The organism is Sulfitobacter alexandrii (assembly GCF_001886735.1).
Lineage (GTDB): Bacteria > Pseudomonadota > Alphaproteobacteria > Rhodobacterales > Rhodobacteraceae > Sulfitobacter > Sulfitobacter alexandrii.
The window spans coordinates 164,250-184,672 of sequence record NZ_CP018076.1 but is presented as its reverse complement, the minus strand read 5'-3'; the positions used below and the strand labels follow the sequence as shown (position 1 = coordinate 184,672).

The window sequence follows — 20,423 nt, the reverse complement described above, 5'->3', positions numbered from 1 at the left end:
AGAACGACGCCGAGTGCTTGGCAGGGTCGAAACATCGTGCCCATGTCGGTGTTGGGCACCACGACCGGCAGCACTTCTGCCAGTTCAAAGCCAACGCGACTGAAAGGAAAAACGATGACCTTCTCGAAAACCACACGTACCCTTGTCGGCTCCACGGCGCTTGCCGCCGCATTCGCCATGCCGCTCATGGCGCAAGAGGCGCCGGAGACGTCACCGGAACCCGAAACGCCGGTCACGCAGGCCGCGCCGGACGCTCCGGCAGAGGACATGGCGTCGGCGGAAGCCATCGAAAACGGTACGGCTGTCGCCGTCACGTCGGACGATGCCGTCATCGGGCAGATCCAGACGATGACAACCCTCGAAGACGGGACCAACCGCTATGAGATCGCACTGGCCGACGCATACGAGGTCGAGGGCGGACGGGTCGCGATCCAGAGCCCGGACCGGCTGAACGCGGAAGGTGAACTGGAATTGCAGGTCACGGAACAGGAATTCGCCGCCGCAGTCCGGCAACAGCTGGGCGGCGGCACTGGGATGGGCACCGAGACGCAGACAAACTGATTCCCCCGGTTTGACCCCAAGACTGCCTCGGCTGTCCGGGGCCGGTCCCTACCTCGGGACCGGCCCCTTTTTTATTGAATGGATCGCCGCCCACAAAAAAACCCGGAGCATTGCTGCTCCGGGCACGGTCTGTCTTGGGGGGAGGTTCAGACCGCTCGCCGTTCAACTGGCAGACCGGTTCGAACCGGCCCGCTTCAGTTGACGGATTTCGCGTCGACGACGTCCTTTTCGATCGCCTTGGTGTCGGATGCGATCTGGATCTGGCGCGGCTTCAGCGCCTCGGGAACCTGCCGCTCAAGCTCGATGTGCAGCATGCCGTTGGAGTGCGCGGCGCCCGTAACATGGACATGGTCGGCAAGGTGGAAGCGGCGTTCGAAAGCGCGCGTGGCGATGCCGCGGTGCAGATAGGTCTTGCCTTCGTCTTCGTCCGCCTTGCGGGCCGAGACGATCAGCGCCTTCTCGCGCACCTCGACGCTCAGGTCATCGTTCGAGAAGCCTGCGACGGCGATCGAAATGCGATAGCTGTCATCGTCAAGTTTCTCGATGTTGTACGGGGGATAGCTGGGAGTGGACCCATCATTGCTCAGAACCCGGTCCATCATGTTGGCGATCTGGTCGAAACCGACGCTGGAACGGTAGAGCGGTGCAAAATCGAAAGTACGCATGTGTCATCCTCATCTTAGAGCGATTAACGTTTCGGGCTTTCCATCATCGGACAAACCCGTTGTTGAGTGCCGGAACCCTGACTAGGCGTCCCGGTGCTGCAGATGTGGGAATGGGCCGGTGGGGTTTCAAGACCCCTGATCGTTGTTCAGGGGCGCACGAATTTCGCGCCCGTGCCGGTGCTGCGCTCACCGGCCATCAGGCTCTTGCTGCCGCCGTCGCTTGAAGAAAAGACCCCCTTTCCGGCAACCAGTTCGGCCTGCAACAACGCCAGCGGGGTTGACAGGGAGGTGCCAAGCGACACGGTCTCGCCGTCCACTTCCGCCTTTGCAGATACCACCGAAACCACGTGCGCCTCACCGTTCTCGAGCGAGAAGATCGGTGCGCCGCTCGATCCGAAATCGACCGAACAGGAAGTGACCAGCACCCCTTCCTGCTGCGCGATCACCTTGCAGACTTCCTGCAGCGACGGCGCTTCGGACCTGTCCTTGGCATAGCTGACGACGCCGACTGAATCGCCGGGGCGCGGGCGGGCGGCGGTCCCGAAAGGCTTGATGGTCGTATTGTTGATCGGACGCTGCAGTTCCAGCAGGGCAAGATCGTTGCGGACACGCTCCGACGACACCAGGCCGTCATAGACGTAGTCAGGGTGCACGACGGCCCGGCGGACGTCCCGGTAGGCACCGGCGCGCCCGTTCCGCCATCCGGCGAGAAAACGCACCTTGCCGTGGTCCACCTGCTGTTTCGTATCCCGGTCGAAAAGGCAGTGAGCCGCCGTCAGCACCAGCCGAGGCGCGATGAGGGTGCCCGTGCAGAACCCCGCGCCCGCAATATCAAGCCGGCCGACTGCTTCCCAGGCGGCGGCGTCATCGCCCGAATCCAGACGCTTCAGACGGGCATCCTGCGCAAAAGCCGAAGAGCAGGTGACGAGCACCATCAAAGTCATTGCCATCCAACGCCGCACGAAAAACTCCCGGATTTGAGCAGTGCCGCCTCACTATCGACAACTTGCGGCAAAAATGGGGCAGCGCGCCTAGCGAAGCCGGGGGATTTCCGTCACGTCAGGCAGGTTCTCGCGCAGCGCCGGGGGCTTGGGGCCGCCCCACGCCCAGTCGAGCAATTCGACCGTATGAACGACGGGTACCGATGCGGCGGAGCCGATCTGCATCATGCAGCCGATGTTCCCCGCCGCAATCACATCCGGCGCCCGTGCCTCCAGCGTGCGGACCTTGCGATCCTTCAGCTTTTTCGAGATTTCCGGCTGCATCAGGTTGTACGTGCCCGCCGATCCGCAGCAAAGGTGAGCGTCCGCGGGTTCGACCACGGTAAACCCCGCCGCCTTGAGGAGATCCTTCGGGTAGGTCTTGACCTGCTGACCATGCTGAAGGGAACAGGCAGCATGGTAGGCAACCGTCATACCGGCAGCTGGATGGGTCGGGTCGCGCCGACGCGCGTCGGTTCCCGCGATCCTGTCCTTCGCCGGCCGGTCAGCCGCATCCCCGCCGTCGCTGCCGGACAGGTCCACCAGCACCTCAGAGATGTCCATGGCGATGGCGGCCACACGCGCGGCGTCCTCTGCCAGCGGGTCGTTCCGGAACATGTGGCCGTAATCCTTGACGGTCGTGCCACAACCGGACGTGTTGATCACGATGGCGTCCAGACCGTCCCCGTCCATTTCGGAAATCCAGGCACGGATGTTGGCGGCGGCGGCCCGGTGGCTTTCACCGGTCTTTCCCATGTGGTGCGTGAGCGCGCCGCAACACCCCGCCCCCGCGGCCACGACAACCTCGCACCCCAACCGCGTCAACAGGCGGATGGTGGCATCGTTGATGTCGGTGTTCAGCGCCTTTTGCGCGCACCCTGTCATCAGCGCGACCCGCTTGCGCGGACTGCCACTGGCCGGGAACGACTGCGGGTCGTCATTGCGGCTGACGGGCGGAATTGTCTTTGGTGCCATTTCCAGCATCGCGCGCAACCGGGCATCCGGCATCAGCCGGGCGAAGGGCCGGCCGATCTTTGCGCCCAGCAAGGCAAGCCGGAACCGCATCGGATAGGGCAGTATCCGCGCGAGAACCCAGCGCAACACACGGTCCCCCATCGGTCGCCTGTACCTCTGTTCGATGTAGCTGCGGGCGTGATCGACGAGGTGCATGTAGTGCACGCCGGAAGGGCAGGTCGTCATGCAGGCGAGGCAGGACAGGCAGCGGTCGATGTGCTTGACCGTCTTTTCATCCGGCACACGCTCGTTTTCCAGCATGTCCTTGATGAGGTAGATGCGCCCCCGCGGGCTGTCGAGCTCGTCGCCCAGCACCTGGTAGGTCGGGCAAGTGGCCGTGCAGAACCCGCAATGGACGCAGGCGCGCAGGATCTCGTTGCTGCGCGCGATCTCCGGGTCTTCAAGCTGGCCGGGGGTAAAGGTGGTCTGCATGACTGTTCCGTTCCGATTTCTTGCCGCAGGTTCAACCGGCCATCATCTGCGCCGAGACGAGGCCGAACCATGGCACCGTCGTTGTCGCGGCACCCAGCACCGCGGACCAGCGGCGCATCGCCGGCCCGCGATCGACCCGACGCACGGCCAAGGTGGCCAACGCCAGCACACCGATCCAGGAGAGCCAAAGCGCCAGCAGGCAGAACAGGCTTTGCAGGCCGGACGAACCGGCAAGGCCGAACCTCAGCCCGAATCCGAAAAGCGCGCAGACCAATGCAAAGACCGCAACCGACTGCATTGCGCCGCGTGACGGCGCGGGCCGGGTCAATGCCCGGAATACCAGCGGCCCACCGACGAAGAGAAGCAGGAATGTACCGACGAGCCAGGTCATGATGCCGCCCTTTCACCGGGCCCGAAAATGTTCTTCGGGTCGAACTTTGCCCGCAGTCCCGCCGCGAGGCGTGCGACACCGGGCTTCTCGGGCTGGAAACGCCCCAGCCGCAGCTTGGTGATCTCATCCGCCCGGATCAGGGTGGCATGACCGTCGAAGGCACCCAGCCTCGCGCGCAGATCATCGCCCGGCCGGGTGAGGATCCAGATCAGCCCCCCGGACCAATCGAAATAATGCGATTCCGCCCCGCTGCGTTCAGCCACCTCCGGCCCCTCGGAAGGTTTGCAGGATACTCTCCAGACGTCGCCCGGCAGACCCTGAAACGGGCGCACATCCCGCAGATTGGCCCATGTCCTCGCCGAGTCCGGGGCTTCCAGCAGCCGAGTGTCCGGATGCGCCAGCATGTCGCGCAGCCTTTCAAGGCGGTACTTGACCGACGCTTCAAAGCCCTCCAGCCGCAGAAAGGTCTGGCTGCTGGCAGGGTAATGCGCCGCGCCCGTCACCTCGAAGGGGCTTCCCATTGCCCGGCACAATGCGGCGACGGCGGCGGTGTCCTCCAGTCCGTCCAGCACCAGCGTCGCTTCCGTTTCCGGGCGGGGCAGCACCTTCAGCGAGACTTCCGTCAGCACGCCGAGCCTGCCGAAGGAGCCCGCCATCAGCTTTACCAGGTCGTAGCCGGTCACGTTCTTCATCACCCGGCCACCGTTCTTGATCACCGTCCCACGGCCGTCGACGATGCGGACCCCCAGCAGGAAATCCCGTGCCGCACCCACCGCCAACCGGCGCGGACCGCCGACATTCGCGGCAAAGATACCGCCGATCGTCGGCTCACCGGTCGTGCCCAGAAGCGCCCTGTGATCCATCGGTTCAAACGCGAGCCTTTGATTTCGCTCCGCCAGGGTCTGCTCGATGAGCGAGACGGGAGTGCCCGCCTGCGCGACCAGTGTCAGCGCACCGGGCTCGTAGAGGCTGATGCCGGACAATCCGGCGACACTGAGCGGCGTGCCCGCGCCGGCCATGTCACGGGTACCGCCGCCACGGATCGACAGCGGTTCTGTCGCCCCGGCAACGGCAGCGCTCAGTTCCCCCTCGGAGCTGATCTGCATCATCCCTTTCTCCGGTCCGAAAGAGGCGCAATCATTCCGCCGCCAGCCTTGCAGCGCGGCGCGGCCCCGACACGTCCAACGGAAAGACCTTTGCCGGGTTCAGCAGCCAAGCAGGATCGAACACGTCCTTGATGGCCATCTGCGCCTCCAGATCATCCGGCGTGTACTGCACATGCATCAGGTCGCGCTTTTCGATGCCCACTCCGTGCTCGCCCGTCAGGCATCCACCCACTTCCACGCACAACTTGAGAATTTCCGCGCCAAAGGCCTCGCACAGTTCGAGGTCGCCGGGCTTGTTCGCATCGAACAGGATCAGTGGATGCATGTTCCCGTCCCCCGCGTGAAAGACGTTGCCCACCTTCAAACCGTATTCCGCACTCATCTCGCCGATACGCCGCAGGACGTCGGGCAGAGCGGAGACCGGGATCGTCCCGTCAAGACACATGTAATCGTTGATCTGCCCCATGGCGCCGAACGCGGATTTGCGCCCGAGCCAGATCTTGGCGGATTCCTCCGGCGAGGTGCTTTCCCGCAGTTCGACCGGGTTGTGCCGGCGGGCGATTTCCGTGATCAGCGACAACTGGTGGTCGATCTCGGCATCCGATCCTTCGACCTCCACGATCAGCAGTGCCTCGCACATGGGATAACCCGCCTTGGCAAAGGCTTCGGTCGCCTCGATGCAAGGGCGGTCCATGAATTCGATCGCCACGGGCAGCACGCCGGCCTTGATGATGTCGGACACGCAGGCACCCGCCACGGTATTGTCATCGAAACCCATGAGAACCGGGCGCGCGCCCTCGGGCTTGGGGAGGATGCGCAATGTCGCTTCGGTAACGACCCCAAGCTGCCCTTCGGAGCCGCAGATCAGACCCAACAGGTCCACTCCCCCTGCATCGAGGTGGCCGCCGCCGATCTCGATCACCTCACCGTCCATCATCACCAAGGTAACGCCCAGCAGGTTGTTCGTGGTCACGCCGTATTTCAGGCAATGCGCCCCGCCGGAGTTCATCGCGATGTTGCCCGCGATGGCACAGGCCAGCTGGCTCGACGGGTCGGGCGCATAGAAGAAACCGTCCGCCTCGACGGCGCCGGTCACGCTGAGGTTGGTGCGGCCTGTCTGTACGCGGATCAGTCTGTTGACGTAATCGGTTTCGATGACCGCGTTCATCCGGGCGACACCGAGAACCACGCAATCGGCGGTGGGCAGCGCGCCACCTGCAAGCGATGTGCCTGAACCGCGCGGCACGACCGGGACGTCTGCCTCGTGGCAGATGCGCAGCACAGCGGACACTTCGGCCGTGGTGGATGGCAGGACAACCGCCATCGGCGCGCACTTGTAGGCCGTCAGTGCATCGCATTCGTAGGCGCGTGTCTCGTGCGGGTCGTCGATGACCGCATCTTGCGGCAGCACCTCGTGCAGACGCGCGACCACTTCGGCCTTGCGGGCCAGGACCGCAGCATCCGGTGTCGGCATCTCCATCACGTCGCTCCCTTTTGGTAAACTAATATGACCAATTTGTCCCTATGGCAACTCTAATCCGTTGGCTATGAAGATCGCATGAACTGGATCGACCGCCTTTCCCTGTTTGACCCGCTGGATTACGCGGCGGTGGCGACAATCCTGATTCTGTGGCTTCTGCTGGGCTGGCGGATCGAGAACCCGTCGGCGTCACGCCCGTCGGTGTCTGTCCTGATGGCGGACTACCGGCGAAAGTGGATGCGCGAGATGGTCCAGCGTGACCCGCGCATCTTCGATGCACAGACCATGGGCACACTCAGACAGGGTTCTTCCTTTCTCGCCTCCACCTGTGTCATCGCCATCGGCGGTACGCTCGCCCTGATCGGCAATGCGGAACGGCTGGCCAGCGTCGCGCAGGATCTGACGATGGCACGACAGCCCGTTTTCATCTGGGAAATCAAACTGCTTCTCGTCGTCTTCTTTCTGGCGAACGCATTCCTGAAGTTCATCTGGTCGAACCGTCTCTTCGGATACTGTTCCGTCCTGATGGCCGCGGTGCCCAATGACCCGACCGATCCCGAGGCACCGAAACTGGCGCGCAAGGCCGCCGAGATCAATGTCTTCGCGGCGCGCAGCTTCAACCGCGGGCTGCGCTCGGTCTACTTCAGCCTCGCCAGCGTCGCATGGCTGGGCGGGGCGCTGCCGCTGATCGGTGGTGCAATTGTCACACTCCTGGTGATCTGGCGACGGGAATTCGCCTCCCACTCTCGGGGGATACTCTTGGAAAAGTAGTTGTGGTAAATATATGCGCTCCTGTCCTCCCAAGGTGAGTCCCATGCTGAAACGCTCCATTCTTGCCATAGCTCTTGCCGCAACGCCCGTGCTGGCAGACCCCCCTGTCGTGAAAAACGTGAACATGAAGAAGGTCGGCGACAGCTGGGACTTCGACGTGACGATTCGGCACGACGACACCGGCTGGGACGACTATGCCGACGCATGGCGCATCCTTGATGGAGAGGGCAAGGAACTGGGCATGCGCAACCTTGCCCACCCGCACGTGAACGAACAGCCTTTCACGCGGTCCCTGTCAGGGGTGAAGATTCCGGAAGGCGTGACCGAGATCGGTATTCAGGCGCGCGACAACGTCAATGGCTGGTCGCCCGAGATCAAGCGGATCAAGCTCCGCTGATCCTTGCGCGCCTCTTCCCCGTCAAGCGCGGTGATAGGGGCCGCCGGAGAGGATCGAGGCGGCGCGATACAATTGCTCCGACAACATGACCCTGACCAGCATGTGCGGCCAGACCATCTTGCCAAACGACAGCGCATGATCCGACCTGGCGCGCAGATCGGCGGCAATGCCATCCGCGCCGCCGATGATGAATGCGAGATCCCCGGTACCGCCGTCGCGCCACGCGGCAAGCCGCTGCGCAAATTTCGGTGAGGTTTCGACGGTGCCGCGTTCGTCTAGGGCGCAAACGATAGCGCCCTTTGGCAAAGCCTTCTCCAGAAGCGCCGCTTCGGCCACCATGCCCCCGCCCTTGCGATCATCCACTTCGATCATCTGGACCGGTCCCAGTCCGATGCCCCGGCCAGTCCGGTCGAAACGGCTCAGGTAGTCTTCCAAGAGGTCCTTTTCGGACCCGTTGCGCAGGCGCCCGACGGCACAGATGTGTATTCGCATGGGGCCTGCGACCGATTCAGTTCTGTGCGGAGGCCTCGGCGCCAGCCAGCCACATCTTTTCCAGCTGGTAGAAGTCTCGTACTTCGGGCCGGAACACGTGCACGATCACGTCGCCCGTGTCGATCAGCACCCAATCCCCGACGTCCTTGCCTTCCATCTTCGGCGTGTGGCCGAATTCGTCCTTGATCCGCTGGGCAAGCTTTTCCGCAATCGAGGATACCTGCCGGGTGGACCGGCCGGAGCAGATCACCATGTGATCGCCGATTGCCGTCTTGCCGCGCAGATCGATCTGCACGATGTCTTCGGCCTTGTCGTCTTCGAGGGATTTGAGAATGGTGGCCAGCACGGCATCGCTCGTGGCCATATCGGCAACCGTTGTCATGACGGCGACCTCAGGGTGCGCAGCCAAGGCTGCGTTGGCTTGGGTTGACAGGACATCGTCCTCCTTTGCAATGCACCGTAGCCCCCGGTGCCGGGTATCATCAAAATAGCAATCCGGGGATTACAATTCAATGACAACGGGGGCACCTCGGCATTTACCAGCCTTCTTCCGTGACGATGCTGCTTTCCTTGGCGCCCAGATCCTTCAGCGCGTCGCGGACATCGTCGACGAATTCCTGCGGGCCGCAGAGGTAGAAGGTCTGATCGAAATCGGTCACCAACTCTTCAAGGATGCTCTTGTCGATCTTGCCATGGTGCAGTCCGTCGACCTTTTCGTCCGACAGGATGAACTCGGCCCGTAGCCCCTTCATCGCCTCCCATTCGCCACGCAGGATGATGTCGGCCTCGGTCTTGTTGGCGAACAGGAGCGTGCAGCCGTCCATTGTCCCCTCGCGGCGATGCTTTCGCAGGATGGAGATGAACGGCGTGATCCCCGCCCCCGCCGCGATAAAGGTGCCGGGGCCGTGATCGGTAATGGCGCCGAACGGGCCATCGAGCGTCAGCTCCGCGCCCGGCTTGAGCTGGGCAAGCTTTTCCGTCACGCCGTCGTGGTCGGGGTAGGACTTGATGACGAACTCGATATCGTCGTCTTCGGGCTGCGAGACAAACGTGAACGGACGGCCCTCGTCGCGCCATTCGTCCCGGTCGATGGCAAGCTCCGCCGCCTGTCCGGGCTCAAACGACAGGCCCTCGGGCCGGGAAAAGGTATAATGGTGCGTGTCATGCGTGACGGGTTTCAGATCCTTGAGGATGATGCGGTCGGCCATGTGAAACTCTCCTTTGGAGATTGCAACACGCCGCTGACAGGTCTGGTTCCGTGCCGCTGATGGCAGATGCGCGAAACGTTCCCGCGAACAAGATCGATCCCCAGCCGCAGGAGACCGGCAATCTGCGGATTGCTGCGGCCACCGCCAGCCCGTTCAGTCCTCCGTCGACTTCCTCGCGCCGCGTGACACGGCAAGCTTGCTGTCCTGAAGCATCAGCACCTCGCGCTGCGGGAAGGGGATCGAAATGTCGTTTTCCTTGAAGGCGTCCCAAAGCGCCAGATACACGTTTCCTCGGATATTGGTCAGCCCGCCGGTGGGATCCCTGATCCAGAACCGGAGAATGTAGTCCACCGAACTGTCGCCGAAGCCGACGATATGGCAGACAGGCGCCTTGAAGCTCAGGACCCTGTCAACGCCCGAGGCCGCCTCAATCGCCAGCTTGCGGACCTTGTGAGGGTCGTCCGAGTAGGCCGTGCCGAAGTAGATATCGAGCCGCACGAAATCGTTGGAATGAGACCAGTTCACCACCTGCCCGGTAATCAGGTCCTCGTTCGGGATCAGATACTCCTTGCCGTCCCGCGTCACGACGGAGGCATAGCGCGCGCCCAGCGTCTGGATCCAGCCAAAGGTCTCCCCCAGCGAGATCACGTCGCCGGGTTTGATCGACTTGTCGATCAGGATAATGACCCCGGACACGAGGTTCGACACGACCTTCTGCAGGCCGAAGCCGAGACCCACACCGATGGCACCCGACAGCACGGCGAGGCCGGTCAGGTCGATACCGACCGCCTTGACACCCATGAAGAAGGCGAAGCCGTAGAGCGCCAGCTGCACGCCCTTGACCGCCAGCACCTGCATCGACGGGCTGATTTCCTCGTTCTTGCGGATCGTGCTTGCCGTGGCCTGGCTGACCAGCCGCGCCACCGTGAACAGCGCGCCGATCACGACCGACGCGGTGATGAGCGTCAGCACCGAAAGGCGGAATTCGCCGATCTCGATGGCCAGGCCGTCGAGGAACGACGCCACATCGTCCGAGATGTTGAGGAAATACAGTGTCGCGTAGATCCACAGCGACCAGATCACGATCCGCCGCAAAGGGCGGTTCCGGACCAGCTGCGCGGCGAACGCGATGCCGACCCAGACGATCGCAAGCGTGGCGGCGAGGCCAACGAGGTAGGATCGGGATGGCCAGGTGACGCTCTGCATCACCTCGTACACGATGTAGGCCATCAGGGCGAACCAGATCAGCCCCATCCTGCGGCGGACCTGCACGACGACGCGCAGTTGCCACTTGGCCCACCCCTGCCGCGACCGGACCCAGTTCCGGATTGCCTTGTCGCTGACCCGGTGCAGCATCCACGCGACCAGCGCCAGACCCAGCACGATCAGGACCTGGTTCTGCCGCCATCCGGGCTGGATCACCCCGGACAGGAAAGCCATCGCGTTGATCCAGATGCCTTCCAGCGAAATCAGGAAATCTGCAAAGGGATCTGTGGATCTGTCCATGTACGACCTCGCTGTGGGGCAAGGCGATGCTTGCACATTCCCCCGACCCCCGCAACGATCCGGCGCATCCGGTTTGCCCCCTCTGTGCCCCGCCAGGAGGGCTCAAGAGGTACCTTGCGGGAATCTGCGCGGTGGCTTATCCCCATGCCCATGACACAGGTCTTCGATCAAACCGACCGCGCCCGCCTGCGTGAACGCTTTTTCGGCGCGACGCACACCGTGCTCGCCCGCCTATAAGGCCGCGCGGACCGCGCTCTTGCGGCCGATCCATCTGTTCCACATCAAAACCACGGGAGAGGACCAATGTCCCCCAAGACACTTTATGACAAAATCTGGGATGCCCATGTCGCCCACGAGGCCGACGACGGCACCTGCCTTCTTTATATCGATCGCCACCTCGTTCACGAGGTGACCTCGCCCCAGGCGTTCGAGGGCCTGCGGATGACCGACCGCAAGGTGCGCGCACCTGAAAAGACGATCGCCGTGCCGGATCACAACGTCCCCACGACCGGCGACCGCGATGCGAAGATCGAAAACGAGGAATCCCGCATCCAGGTCGAGGCGCTTGACCGCAACGCGCGGGAATTCGGGCTGAACTATTACCCGGTCAACGATGTCCGGCAGGGCATCGTCCACATCATCGGCCCGGAACAGGGCTGGACCCTGCCCGGCATGACCGTTGTCTGCGGTGACAGCCACACGGCAACCCACGGGGCCTTCGGGGCACTGGCCCACGGCATCGGCACGTCCGAGGTTGAACACGTGCTGGCCACGCAGACCCTGATCCAGAAGAAGTCGAAGAACATGAAGGTCGAGATCACCGGCAAGCTGGCGCCGGGCGTCACGGCCAAGGATATCACCCTCAGCGTGATCGGCGCCACCGGCACGGCGGGCGGCACCGGCTACGTGATCGAGTACTGCGGCGAAGCGATCCGCGATCTTTCCATGGAAGGCCGGATGACCGTCTGCAACATGGCGATCGAGGGCGGCGCGCGCGCGGGCCTGATCGCCCCCGACGAAAAGACCTTCGAATACTGCAAGGGTCGGCCCCACGCCCCGAAAGGCGCGCAGTGGGAAGCCGCGATGGAGTGGTGGAAGACCCTCTACTCCGACGATGACGCCCACTGGGACAAGGTCATCACGCTCAAGGGCGAGGACATCGCGCCGGTCGTCACCTGGGGCACCTCGCCCGAGGATGTGCTGCCGATCACCGCAAACATCCCCGCACCCGAAGATTTCTCCGGCGGCAAGGTGGGGGCGGCCAAACGGTCGCTCGAATACATGGGCCTGACATCCGGCAAGCCATTGACCGACGTCGAGATCGACACCGTCTTCATCGGCTCCTGCACCAACGGACGGATCGAGGATCTGCGCGCTGCCGCCGCGATCCTCAAGGGCAAGAAGATCAAGGAAGGCATGCGCGCGATGATCGTGCCGGGGTCCGGTCTGGTCCGGGCGCAGGCCGAAGAGGAAGGACTGGCCGACATCTTCAAGGAGGCCGGCTTCGAATGGCGGCTTGCGGGCTGTTCCATGTGCCTCGCGATGAACCCGGATCAGCTTTCGCCCGGCGAACGCTGTGCGGCCACGTCGAACCGCAACTTCGAAGGCCGGCAGGGCCGCGGCGGGCGCACCCACCTGATGAGCCCGGCGATGGCCGCCGCCGCCGCCATCACGGGCAAGCTGACAGACGTCAGGACGATGATGTAACCAAGGAGGTGCCGGCGCCGTAACCCACCGGCACCTTCGGACACTCGAGAGGAGATGTCATGAAAACCTGGCTTACACTCGTTCTTCTGGGCGCCCTGCTGGTGATCGGGGGCATACTGGCCATCGCGAACCCGCTGGCCGCGTCGATCGCGGTGACCACGCTTGTCGGCATATTCTTTCTGCTGGGCGGGATCCTGCAACTTTGGCTGCTGTTCCGGGCCGGTACAGGCTTCGACGGCGCGCTGAACTGGATCATCGCGCTGATGACCCTGGTGGTGGGCGTCTGGCTGCTGGCCAACCCGCTCGAGGGCACGGTGTCACTTGCCATCGTGGTCGGCGTCGGCTTCGTGATCTCGGGGATCGCCCGCATCATCTGGGCCAGCCGCGCGGGGCGTGGCACCTCCGCTTTCGTGCCGCTCATGCTCTCGGGCGCTGCATCCCTGCTGGTCGGCGTCGTGATCTTCTCCGACTTCCAGTCTCTGGCGACCCAGGTTCTTGGCCTGCTGCTCGGGATCCAGCTGGTGATGGACGGCGTCGGTTTCGCAGCCGTCGGCCTGCTGCTGCGCAACCGCCAGTCCTGACCGCATACGATCTTTCGGCACCGCCTCGGTGGCGGTGCCTTTTCCCAAACGGCCACCCGGCAAGGTGGTTCTCATTCAGGAGTTCATCGAGATGGACAAATTCGACACTCTTACCGGCATCGCCGCACCGTTGCCCTTGATCAACGTCGATACCGACATGATCATTCCCAAGCAGTTCCTCAAGACGATCAAGAGATCCGGCCTTGGCGTGAACCTCTTCTTCGAGATGCGGTACGACGACGACGGCAATGAACTGCCCGACTTCGTTCTGAACAAGCCGCAATATCGCGATGCGGAGATTCTGGTAGCCGGCGACAACTTCGGCTGCGGTTCCAGCCGGGAGCACGCCCCGTGGGCGATCAAGGATTTCGGCATCCGCTGCGTGATCGCCCCGTCTTTCGCCGACATCTTCTACAACAACTGCTTCAAGAACGGCATCCTGCCGATCGCGCTGCCACAGGATAAGGTGGACGTTCTGATGAAGGACGCCGAGAAGGGTGCGAACGCGCGCATGACGGTGGACCTCGAGGCCCAGACCGTGACGACGTCGGACGGCGAAGTGATCAGCTTCGAGATCGATTCCTTCCAGAAGCACTGCCTGATGAACGGTCTCGACGATATCGGCCTGACGATGGAAAAGGCCGCTGCGATCGACAGCTTTGAAAAAGCGGCCGCACAAAGCCGTCCGTGGGTCTGAATGCCCCCGATCGCCTGAACGGCGGTTTCACTCCAGTTGTGGGCGTGACACTCACGCCCACAAGATGTGGCGTCAGCCATCATTTCGCCAGAAAATAGATGCAATAACGCACCACCCCCACCCTCAAAAAGCCCAAAGGAATAAGTTCTGTTAACCAACAGCCTTGAGGAATGAGACGAAAGAAGGCACAATTTGGGCAATAATGAGGCAGGCCCCCTGACCCCGGGGGCAGCAAGTTGGGACAAGTACGCGGCAATGTACCGCGGCTGGCCAGTTTGGAAGGGAAAAGTAGTGATCGGACGGATGACAGGCGCCGCGGCGCGTGGCCTCTTCGTGGCCCTGTTGGTGTTGCTGCCGGCGCTCCTGCTTCCGGGCGTTGCCGCCGATTCCACGCAGATTTCCGTCCTCGTTGCCCTGCTTGCCGCGTTTCTCACCTTCGTCGAGTACAATTCCAACTTCCCAAGCATCGTCGAGTTTCGCGACGCGCCCCCCTTCAACCGGCTCCGCTTTGTCAGCCTGTTCGCGACGGTGCTGCTGCTGAGCCTGATCCTGCGTGGCGCGACCGAGCCGACGTTGCTGACCGGGGCCCTGACCTCCTTGGGCACGATCATCGGAAACGCGGTCGACTTCCCCTATTCGCCCGTCCGCCTCGTGGTTCTGATGCTGCACGAGACGGCCAGCCCGGAACTGGTGGCAACCGTTCGGACATCGGCGGGGTTGGCCTACCTGATTTCGCTGGTGGCGATGACCGCCTTCCTGATTCTCGTGCGGCTGATGAACTGGCCCGCACGCCAGGGCATCTTCAACGTCTGGGTGAACCTGCCCCTTTTCGACCCCACGGTCGGCGGCGACGTGGTCTACCGGCTTCAGCGCGACGCGCGGGTGAACATCGCCCTTGGCTTCCTGCTGCCGTTCATCATTCCCGCACTGGTCAAGGCCGCGGCGGACCTGATAGACCCGATCACGTTGGAGAACCCGCAAACCCTGATCTGGACACTCAGCGCATGGGCCTTCCTGCCGGCAAGCATGATCATGCGCGGCCTTGCGATGGGCAAGGTTGCGGACATGATCGAAGACAAGCGTCGCCGCGCCTACGCGGACGCGGACACTCCCTTTCAGCCTGCCTGATCGCGCTGCTTCTGGTCCTGTTGGGGGTCGCGGCCCCCGCCCACGCGGACACCGTCAGACTGGCGACCTACAACACCGAACTGTACCGAAAGGGGCCCGGCCTGCTCCTGCGCGACATCGTGCGTGGCGACGATCCGCAGATCCGCGCGGTACTCGACGTGCTTCTCGCCGCACGGGCCGATGTCGTCTACCTTCAGGGGATCGATTATGACCTCGAAGGGCGCGCTCTGGATGCGCTGGCGGCGGCACTGTCCGCGCGCGGCCTGTCCTATCCGCATCGCTTTGCGGCCCCCCGAATGCGGGGCGCATGACCGACGTGGACCTCGATGGCGATGGCCGGACCGGCGGGCCCGGAGACGCACAGGGATACGGCGAATTCTTTGGGCAGGGCGCCCCGGCGATCCTGTCGCGCTATCCCATTTTGCACGACGACTTGCGGGACTTCTCGGATCTGGAGTGGCGCACCCTTCCCGGAGCCCTTCTACCAGGAACGGATCAATCCCCCTTTCCAAGCGCCGAAGCCCGCGAGATCCAGCGCCTTTCGGCCCACGGACATTGGGTCGTGCCCATCCTGCATCCCGTCTTCGGCACTCTTCACCTGCTGACCTATCACGCCAGCCCCCCGGTCTTTGACGGGCCGGAGGACCGTAATGGCAGGCGCAACCACGATGAGACGCGGTTCTGGCTGCACTATCTGGACGGGTTTTTCGGTGATCCCCCCAAGGAGCGCTTTGCATTGCTCGGGGATGCGAACCTCGACCCCGACCGGGGGGATGGCCGTGGCGTCGCCATGCAACAGGTGCTCTCTGACACCCGACTGCAAGACCCGTTGCCTACCTTGCCGACCGTGAACTGGCCCCAGACGGGCCCGATGAGGGTGGACTATCTCCTGCCGTCATCCGACTGGACCGTGCGGGATGCCGGTGTGACCGTCCCCGTCCCGCAGGCCAGCCGGCATCAACTCGTCTGGGTCGATCTGGAACGCTGAAACGCGGACCAAGGTCAGGCCAACTTGACCAGCCGCGTCGGTCAGGCTACGCCGCCTGAAACACGATCTTTCAGGAGCATCCCATGGCCAATCCCACCTTGTTAATCCTCGCCGGCGACGGCATCGGACCGGAAGTCATGGAGCAGGTCACACGGGTCATCGACTGGTATGGCGCCAAGCGGGATCTCGCCTTTGACGTGGAACACGACCTTGTCGGCGGTGCGGCCTATGACAAGCACGGCACCCCCCTGCATGACGACACGATGGCCAAGGCCCTCGCGGCGGATGCCGTTCTGCTGGGGGCCGTTGGCGGTCCCAAGTATGACGAACTGGATTTCAGCCTGAAACCCGAACGCGGCCTGTTGCGCCTGCGCAAGGAGATGGATCTCTATTCCAACCTGCGGCCCGCGCAATGCTTCGACGCGCTGGCGGACTTTTCGTCGCTCAAGAAGGACGTGGTTGCCGGGCTGGACATCATGATCGTGCGCGAACTCACCTCCGGTGTCTATTTCGGTGAACCGCGCGGGATCATCGAGGAAGGCAACGAGCGTGTGGGCATCAACACCCAGCGCTACACCGAATCCGAGATCGAGCGCGTGGCGCGATCCGCTTTCGAACTTGCCCGCCGCCGCGGCAACAAGGTCTGCTCGATGGAAAAAGCCAACGTGATGGAATCCGGCGTGCTGTGGCGCGAGGTTGTCCAGCGCGTGCGGGACGCTGATTACCCGGACGTCGAGCTGAGCCACATGTACGCAGACAACGGCGCGATGCAGCTTGTGCGCGCGCCCAAGCAGTTCGACGTGATCGTTACCGACAACCTGTTTGGCGACATCCTTTCGGACTGCGCCGCCATGCTGACCGGAAGCCTCGGGATGCTGCCTTCGGCGAGCCTCGGCGCGCCAAACGCCGACGGCCGCCCCAAGGCTCTGTACGAGCCGGTGCACGGCTCCGCGCCGGACATTGCGGGTCAGGGCAAGGCCAATCCGATCGCCTGCATTCTCAGCTTCGCGATGGCGCTTCGCTATTCCTTCGACCAAGGGGACGAAGCAACCCGGCTGGAGAAGGCGGTAGAGAAAGTCCTCGCCGATGGCGCGCGTACCGCCGACCTGATGGGACCGGAAGGCGGCAAACCGATTTCGACCGCCGAAATGGGCGATGCGATCCTGGCGGCGCTGGACGCAAGTCTCTGACCACGGGATCGACATCTTGAACACGGCTTGTGCAGCGTGAACAAATACCTTGCACAAGCCGGCAAACCCGGCCCTGAACTCTTTACGCCGCGGCGCGGCGGGCCTAGCCCGGCCCCATGACCGAGGCGCCCATGACAGATCAGGACACAGCGCAAGCCAGCCGCACCACGCTTCGGGCTTCTGGCTTTCGCGATCTACGCCACGCATGATGCGGCGATCAAATCGCTTGGCGGCACCTATTCGCCCTTCCAGATCGTCTTTTTCGTGGTGCTTCTGAGCTTCCCGATGGTCACGCTGATGCTGGTCCGGGACACCAGGGCCGAGAACCTGCGCCCGCGCGATCCGTTATGGGCCGCCGTGCGTACAGCCGCGGTGGTCATCGGCGGGTTCTGCGCATTCTACGCCTTTGCGGTCCTGCCGCTGGCGGAGACCTACGCCATTCTCTTCGCCGCACCGCTGATGATCACGGTACTCTCCGTCCCTCTTCTGGGCGAAGTCGTGCGCTTCCACCGCTGGATGGCGGTTCTTGTCGGGCTGGCCGGGGTGATCGTTGTGCTGCGTCCCGGCTCTGCCGACCTCGGTCTGGGCCATCTCGCCGCACTCGTGGCCGCCTTCGGCAGCGCACTGGCGGGGGTCGTCATGCGCAAGATCGGCAGCACCGAAAGGCGCGAGGTGCTGCTTTTGTATCCGCTGTTGGCGAACTTCGCCGTGATGCTGTGCATCCTTCCGTTCGTCTACGAACCGATGCCCCTCGCTGACCTTGGCATGGTCCTGCTGATCGCGTTCCTCGCGATTGTCGCCATGTCCCTCATGATCCGGGCCTATACCCTTGCCGACGCAGCCATCGTCGCGCCGATGCAGTACAGCCAGATCATCTGGGCGACCTTGTTCGGCTGGCTCTTCTTCGGTGAAACCTCCGACGCGCTGACCTTTGTCGGGGCCGGTATCATCATCGCCAGCGGCGCTTACATCGTCCTGCGCGAAGCGGGTGGGGACGCGTCGAAGCATCGGCCCGTGCTGAACACCCTCAGCCGCCGGCCGGAGATGGGCGCCATGCCGCGCATCAGCCTGATCGTCCGCAAGTCGGCATTGCGTGCAAGAGAACAATTGCCAAGGAAGCAACACTAAGCTATGTCGCGGCCATCGGTCGGGCTGTAGCGCAGCCTGGTAGCGCACCTGCTTCGGGAGCAGGGGGTCGGAGGTTCGAATCCTCTCAGCCCGACCAATGACAAACCCGCCCCTGGCGGCGGACTTTCCCCTTCATTCGCAGTAATGGCTGGCCTTTCCTGGCTGCAGCCGGCGTTTCGGTCGTTTTCCCGGCGGGCGAGAGAATCACCTTGCCCCGCGTGCCGGGAAACCCCCGATTCACGTTTGGACCGACGCTGCCGCCACAATCCGGAAAACGCATTGTTCGCGCGCTTCGGCCAGTCGCCCCGCAAAGTACGGCATTGACCCCGGACAGGGGAAAGTCCGGCGATTTCTTCCGAGAATCCACCTTTCCCGCCCTGCCGATTGCGGCAGAATGGTGTCGAAACCAAGGTCACACTCTGGGGTGGCCGGATCAAATGGGGGCACATTTGAGAGGTTCACAACCATGGCACCGATATCGGGATCCGCTGTCCTGCGCGCACTGAAGTCACGTCTTGCAACGGTCGCGCGGCGCGAGGAGGGGTCGATCACCATCCTTGCCTGTTTCATGGTTGTCATCATGCTGATGGTCTGCGGCATCTCGGTCGACATGATGCGCCACGAGATGGATCGAAGCCGTCTCCAGGCCACGGCGGATCGGGCCGTGCTGGCCGCCGCCGCCCTGAACCAGCCGCTGAGCCCCGAAGACGTGGTCAGCGACTATTTTACAAAATCCGGGATCCGCGATTTCGCCTCGAACGTGAACGTCAGTGAAGGTCTGAGCTTCAGAACGGTCACGGTCGGGGCCTCGACCACCATGGCAACGCAGTTCATGGACTATTTCGGCGTCGATACGCTGAATGTTCCGGCACTGGCCACCGCCGAGGATCGGGTGCCGAACGTGGAAATTTCGCTGGTGCTCGATATCTCGGGCTCGATGCGGTACTCCAATCGCATGAACGACCTTCGTCCGGCCGCGGCGGAATTTCTGGACATCGTTCTGGATGATGCCAACCGCCAGAAAACATCCGTGACACTGGTGCCCTACGCCGGCCAGACGAACCCCGGCCCCTTCATGTTCGACAGGTTGAACGGCGTGCGCTATCCGGCGGCGCCGCTGGACGAGGCAGATGGCGGTATTCCCGAACAGCTGAGCCACGGCACGCTGCCTGCCGATGCCGAGGGCGGCAGAGGGTCTGACGAGACCATCCGCTACGTGTTCCCCAATGTGTCTTCCTGCCTCGACATCGGCACCGACGGCTTCGGATCGGCGGCCTTGCCTTCCGGCGCGCTCTATCCGCAGACACCGCACTTCATGAACTGGACCATCGCCGGAAACGTGATGGACTGGGGCTGGTGCCCGCAGGACCAGACCGCCATTCAGTACCTGAGCAACGACCGCGAAGGCCTGAAGTCTCTCATCAATACCATGCGGATGCATGATGGCACCGGTACGCACTACGCGATGAAATGGGCCGTTTCGATGCTGGATCCGTCTTCGCGCGGGGCAGTGAGCGCATTGGCCAACGCGGGCCTTGCAGCGCCGGAATTCATCGGCCGTCCCGCGCCTTACGACGACGAGACCACGCAGAAATACATCATCCTGATGACGGACGGTCAGATCACGGAACAGGTCCGCCCGACCGACACGATGGACCCCGACAACCCGGTGCGTGAACTGCAGCGGGGGCGCAATGGCGAGACCGAAGTCATCAGCTCGGCCGGCACGAACGTTGGAAGCTTTTTCCAGCAATGCGACCTGGCCAAGAACCGAAGCCCCCGGCCCATCGTGATCTACACCATCGCGTTCGACGCGCCGGGCGTGCCGGAACAGCAGATGCGCGACTGCGCCTCGTCCCCGTCGCATTTCTTCAGCGCGGACGGCGACAGCATCGCGGATGTGTTCGAAGCCATCGCCTACCAGATCAGGCAGCTGCGCCTGACCCAGTGACACTTGGGCGACAGGCGCCCGGCGCGGTGTGGGGAACGTCCCGGAGGGGA

The 20,423-nt window shown here is 63.3% G+C and carries 20 protein-coding genes, 1 tRNA gene and 1 pseudogene; 12 read left to right on the top strand and 10 right to left on the bottom strand.

Going from position 1 to position 20,423, the window contains the following annotated elements:
• Positions 1-114 precede the first annotated feature (114 nt).
• Positions 115-561, top strand: coding sequence for a hypothetical protein (locus BOO69_RS00900; protein WP_071969453.1), 447 nt, complete (start codon positions 115-117; stop codon positions 559-561).
• Between the two features lie 194 nt (positions 562-755).
• Here the strand turns inward: BOO69_RS00900 and BOO69_RS00895 are convergent, their stop codons facing one another.
• The 6 genes from BOO69_RS00895 to BOO69_RS00870 form a co-directional block, all read right to left on the bottom strand.
• Positions 756-1,226 (bottom strand): Hsp20 family protein, encoded by a 471-nt coding sequence (locus BOO69_RS00895; RefSeq protein WP_071969451.1) that lies wholly within the window; start codon positions 1,224-1,226, stop codon positions 756-758.
• A 146-nt stretch (positions 1,227-1,372) separates the two neighbouring features.
• Positions 1,373-2,170 carry a trypsin-like serine peptidase gene (locus BOO69_RS00890; protein ID WP_418361304.1) on the bottom strand — a complete coding sequence of 266 codons (798 nt, stop codon included), beginning with the start codon at positions 2,168-2,170 and terminating at the stop codon, positions 1,373-1,375.
• 87 nt (positions 2,171-2,257) lie between these two features.
• The gene (gene glcF / locus BOO69_RS00885; RefSeq protein ID WP_071969447.1) at positions 2,258-3,652 is read right to left on the bottom strand and encodes a glycolate oxidase subunit GlcF; all 1,395 of its coding nucleotides are present in this window, start codon (positions 3,650-3,652) and stop codon (positions 2,258-2,260) included.
• Positions 3,653-3,683: 31 nt separating this feature from the next.
• Positions 3,684-4,043, bottom strand: coding sequence for a hypothetical protein (locus BOO69_RS00880; protein ID WP_071969445.1), 360 nt, complete (start codon positions 4,041-4,043; stop codon positions 3,684-3,686).
• Positions 4,040-5,149 (bottom strand): FAD-binding protein, encoded by a 1,110-nt coding sequence (locus BOO69_RS00875; protein ID WP_071973571.1) that lies wholly within the window; start codon positions 5,147-5,149, stop codon positions 4,040-4,042. Before BOO69_RS00875 ends, BOO69_RS00880 begins: the two co-directional genes overlap by 4 nt.
• Before the next feature lie 31 nt (positions 5,150-5,180).
• Positions 5,181-6,629 carry an FAD-linked oxidase C-terminal domain-containing protein gene (locus BOO69_RS00870; protein WP_071969443.1) on the bottom strand — a complete coding sequence of 483 codons (1,449 nt, stop codon included), beginning with the start codon at positions 6,627-6,629 and terminating at the stop codon, positions 5,181-5,183.
• Positions 6,630-6,707: 78 nt separating this feature from the next.
• On the opposite strand from BOO69_RS00870, the gene BOO69_RS00865 reads away from it, so the two are divergent.
• Together BOO69_RS00865 and BOO69_RS00860 are read left to right on the top strand one after the other, a co-directional pair.
• The gene (locus tag BOO69_RS00865) at positions 6,708-7,400 is read left to right on the top strand and encodes a DUF599 domain-containing protein (protein ID WP_071969441.1); all 693 of its coding nucleotides are present in this window, start codon (positions 6,708-6,710) and stop codon (positions 7,398-7,400) included.
• Between the two features lie 43 nt (positions 7,401-7,443).
• Positions 7,444-7,797, top strand: coding sequence for a hypothetical protein (locus BOO69_RS00860; RefSeq protein WP_172839477.1), 354 nt, complete (start codon positions 7,444-7,446; stop codon positions 7,795-7,797).
• Positions 7,798-7,818: 21 nt separating this feature from the next.
• On the opposite strand, the gene rlmH is transcribed toward BOO69_RS00860, so the two are convergent.
• From rlmH to BOO69_RS00840, 4 genes are all read right to left on the bottom strand, one after another.
• The gene (gene rlmH / locus BOO69_RS00855; protein ID WP_071969439.1) at positions 7,819-8,289 is read right to left on the bottom strand and encodes a 23S rRNA (pseudouridine(1915)-N(3))-methyltransferase RlmH; all 471 of its coding nucleotides are present in this window, start codon (positions 8,287-8,289) and stop codon (positions 7,819-7,821) included.
• A 16-nt stretch (positions 8,290-8,305) separates the two neighbouring features.
• On the bottom strand, positions 8,306-8,671 hold the full coding sequence (gene rsfS / locus BOO69_RS00850; protein ID WP_071973569.1) for a ribosome silencing factor: 366 nt from the start codon (positions 8,669-8,671) through the stop codon (positions 8,306-8,308).
• 154 nt (positions 8,672-8,825) lie between these two features.
• On the bottom strand, positions 8,826-9,497 hold the full coding sequence (locus BOO69_RS00845; RefSeq protein ID WP_071969437.1) for an FAD-binding oxidoreductase: 672 nt from the start codon (positions 9,495-9,497) through the stop codon (positions 8,826-8,828).
• Positions 9,498-9,650: 153 nt separating this feature from the next.
• A complete protein-coding gene (locus BOO69_RS00840) occupies positions 9,651-11,003 on the bottom strand; it encodes a mechanosensitive ion channel family protein (protein ID WP_071969435.1) in 1,353 nt (450 codons plus the stop codon).
• A 303-nt stretch (positions 11,004-11,306) separates the two neighbouring features.
• Between BOO69_RS00840 and leuC the strand changes: the two genes are divergently transcribed.
• The 9 genes and pseudogenes from leuC to BOO69_RS00795 all read left to right on the top strand — a co-directional run bounded on the left by leuC (position 11,307) and on the right by BOO69_RS00795 (position 20,373).
• Entirely contained in the window at positions 11,307-12,710 is a 1,404-nt protein-coding gene (gene leuC, locus BOO69_RS00835) for a 3-isopropylmalate dehydratase large subunit (protein ID WP_071969432.1), read from the top strand.
• A 59-nt stretch (positions 12,711-12,769) separates the two neighbouring features.
• Complete coding sequence (locus BOO69_RS00830; RefSeq protein WP_071969430.1) at positions 12,770-13,291, top strand: HdeD family acid-resistance protein; 522 nt, start codon at positions 12,770-12,772, stop codon at positions 13,289-13,291.
• A gap of 91 nt (positions 13,292-13,382) precedes the next feature.
• Entirely contained in the window at positions 13,383-13,988 is a 606-nt protein-coding gene (leuD, locus tag BOO69_RS00825; RefSeq protein WP_071973568.1) for a 3-isopropylmalate dehydratase small subunit, read from the top strand.
• 303 nt (positions 13,989-14,291) lie between these two features.
• On the top strand, positions 14,292-15,116 hold the full coding sequence (locus BOO69_RS00820; RefSeq protein ID WP_237267528.1) for a hypothetical protein: 825 nt from the start codon (positions 14,292-14,294) through the stop codon (positions 15,114-15,116).
• Between the two features lie 20 nt (positions 15,117-15,136).
• Positions 15,137-16,104: pseudogene (locus tag BOO69_RS00815) on the top strand (endonuclease/exonuclease/phosphatase family protein).
• A gap of 83 nt (positions 16,105-16,187) precedes the next feature.
• A complete protein-coding gene (leuB, locus tag BOO69_RS00810) occupies positions 16,188-17,294 on the top strand; it encodes a 3-isopropylmalate dehydrogenase (RefSeq protein ID WP_071969426.1) in 1,107 nt (368 codons plus the stop codon).
• Positions 17,295-17,432: 138 nt separating this feature from the next.
• Positions 17,433-18,422: a DMT family transporter gene (locus tag BOO69_RS00805; protein ID WP_071969424.1), complete on the top strand. Its 990-nt coding sequence runs from the start codon at positions 17,433-17,435 to the stop codon at positions 18,420-18,422.
• 20 nt (positions 18,423-18,442) lie between these two features.
• Positions 18,443-18,519 (top strand) — tRNA-Pro (locus BOO69_RS00800).
• Between the two features lie 369 nt (positions 18,520-18,888).
• The gene (locus BOO69_RS00795; protein ID WP_071969422.1) at positions 18,889-20,373 is read left to right on the top strand and encodes a Tad domain-containing protein; all 1,485 of its coding nucleotides are present in this window, start codon (positions 18,889-18,891) and stop codon (positions 20,371-20,373) included.
• Positions 20,374-20,423: the final 50 nt, after the last annotated feature.

Bases quoted from the DNA above. Each gene is read 5' to 3' on its own strand.
- BOO69_RS00900 (WP_071969453.1), top strand. From the start codon at position 115: ATGACCTTCTCGAAAACCACACGTACCCTTGTCGGCTCCACGGCGCTT.
- BOO69_RS00895 (WP_071969451.1), bottom strand. From the start codon at position 1,226: ATGCGTACTTTCGATTTTGCACCGCTCTACCGTTCCAGCGTCGGTTTC.
- BOO69_RS00890 (WP_418361304.1), bottom strand. From the start codon at position 2,170: ATGACTTTGATGGTGCTCGTCACCTGCTCTTCGGCTTTTGCGCAGGAT.
- glcF (WP_071969447.1), bottom strand. From the start codon at position 3,652: ATGCAGACCACCTTTACCCCCGGCCAGCTTGAAGACCCGGAGATCGCG.
- BOO69_RS00880 (WP_071969445.1), bottom strand. From the start codon at position 4,043: ATGACCTGGCTCGTCGGTACATTCCTGCTTCTCTTCGTCGGTGGGCCG.
- BOO69_RS00875 (WP_071973571.1), bottom strand. From the start codon at position 5,149: ATGCAGATCAGCTCCGAGGGGGAACTGAGCGCTGCCGTTGCCGGGGCG.
- BOO69_RS00870 (WP_071969443.1), bottom strand. From the start codon at position 6,629: ATGGAGATGCCGACACCGGATGCTGCGGTCCTGGCCCGCAAGGCCGAA.
- BOO69_RS00865 (WP_071969441.1), top strand. From the start codon at position 6,708: ATGAACTGGATCGACCGCCTTTCCCTGTTTGACCCGCTGGATTACGCG.
- BOO69_RS00860 (WP_172839477.1), top strand. From the start codon at position 7,444: ATGCTGAAACGCTCCATTCTTGCCATAGCTCTTGCCGCAACGCCCGTG.
- rlmH (WP_071969439.1), bottom strand. From the start codon at position 8,289: ATGCGAATACACATCTGTGCCGTCGGGCGCCTGCGCAACGGGTCCGAA.
- rsfS (WP_071973569.1), bottom strand. From the start codon at position 8,671: ATGACAACGGTTGCCGATATGGCCACGAGCGATGCCGTGCTGGCCACC.
- BOO69_RS00845 (WP_071969437.1), bottom strand. From the start codon at position 9,497: ATGGCCGACCGCATCATCCTCAAGGATCTGAAACCCGTCACGCATGAC.
- BOO69_RS00840 (WP_071969435.1), bottom strand. From the start codon at position 11,003: ATGGACAGATCCACAGATCCCTTTGCAGATTTCCTGATTTCGCTGGAA.
- leuC (WP_071969432.1), top strand. From the start codon at position 11,307: ATGTCCCCCAAGACACTTTATGACAAAATCTGGGATGCCCATGTCGCC.
- BOO69_RS00830 (WP_071969430.1), top strand. From the start codon at position 12,770: ATGAAAACCTGGCTTACACTCGTTCTTCTGGGCGCCCTGCTGGTGATC.
- leuD (WP_071973568.1), top strand. From the start codon at position 13,383: ATGGACAAATTCGACACTCTTACCGGCATCGCCGCACCGTTGCCCTTG.
- BOO69_RS00820 (WP_237267528.1), top strand. From the start codon at position 14,292: ATGACAGGCGCCGCGGCGCGTGGCCTCTTCGTGGCCCTGTTGGTGTTG.
- leuB (WP_071969426.1), top strand. From the start codon at position 16,188: ATGGCCAATCCCACCTTGTTAATCCTCGCCGGCGACGGCATCGGACCG.
- BOO69_RS00795 (WP_071969422.1), top strand. From the start codon at position 18,889: ATGGCACCGATATCGGGATCCGCTGTCCTGCGCGCACTGAAGTCACGT.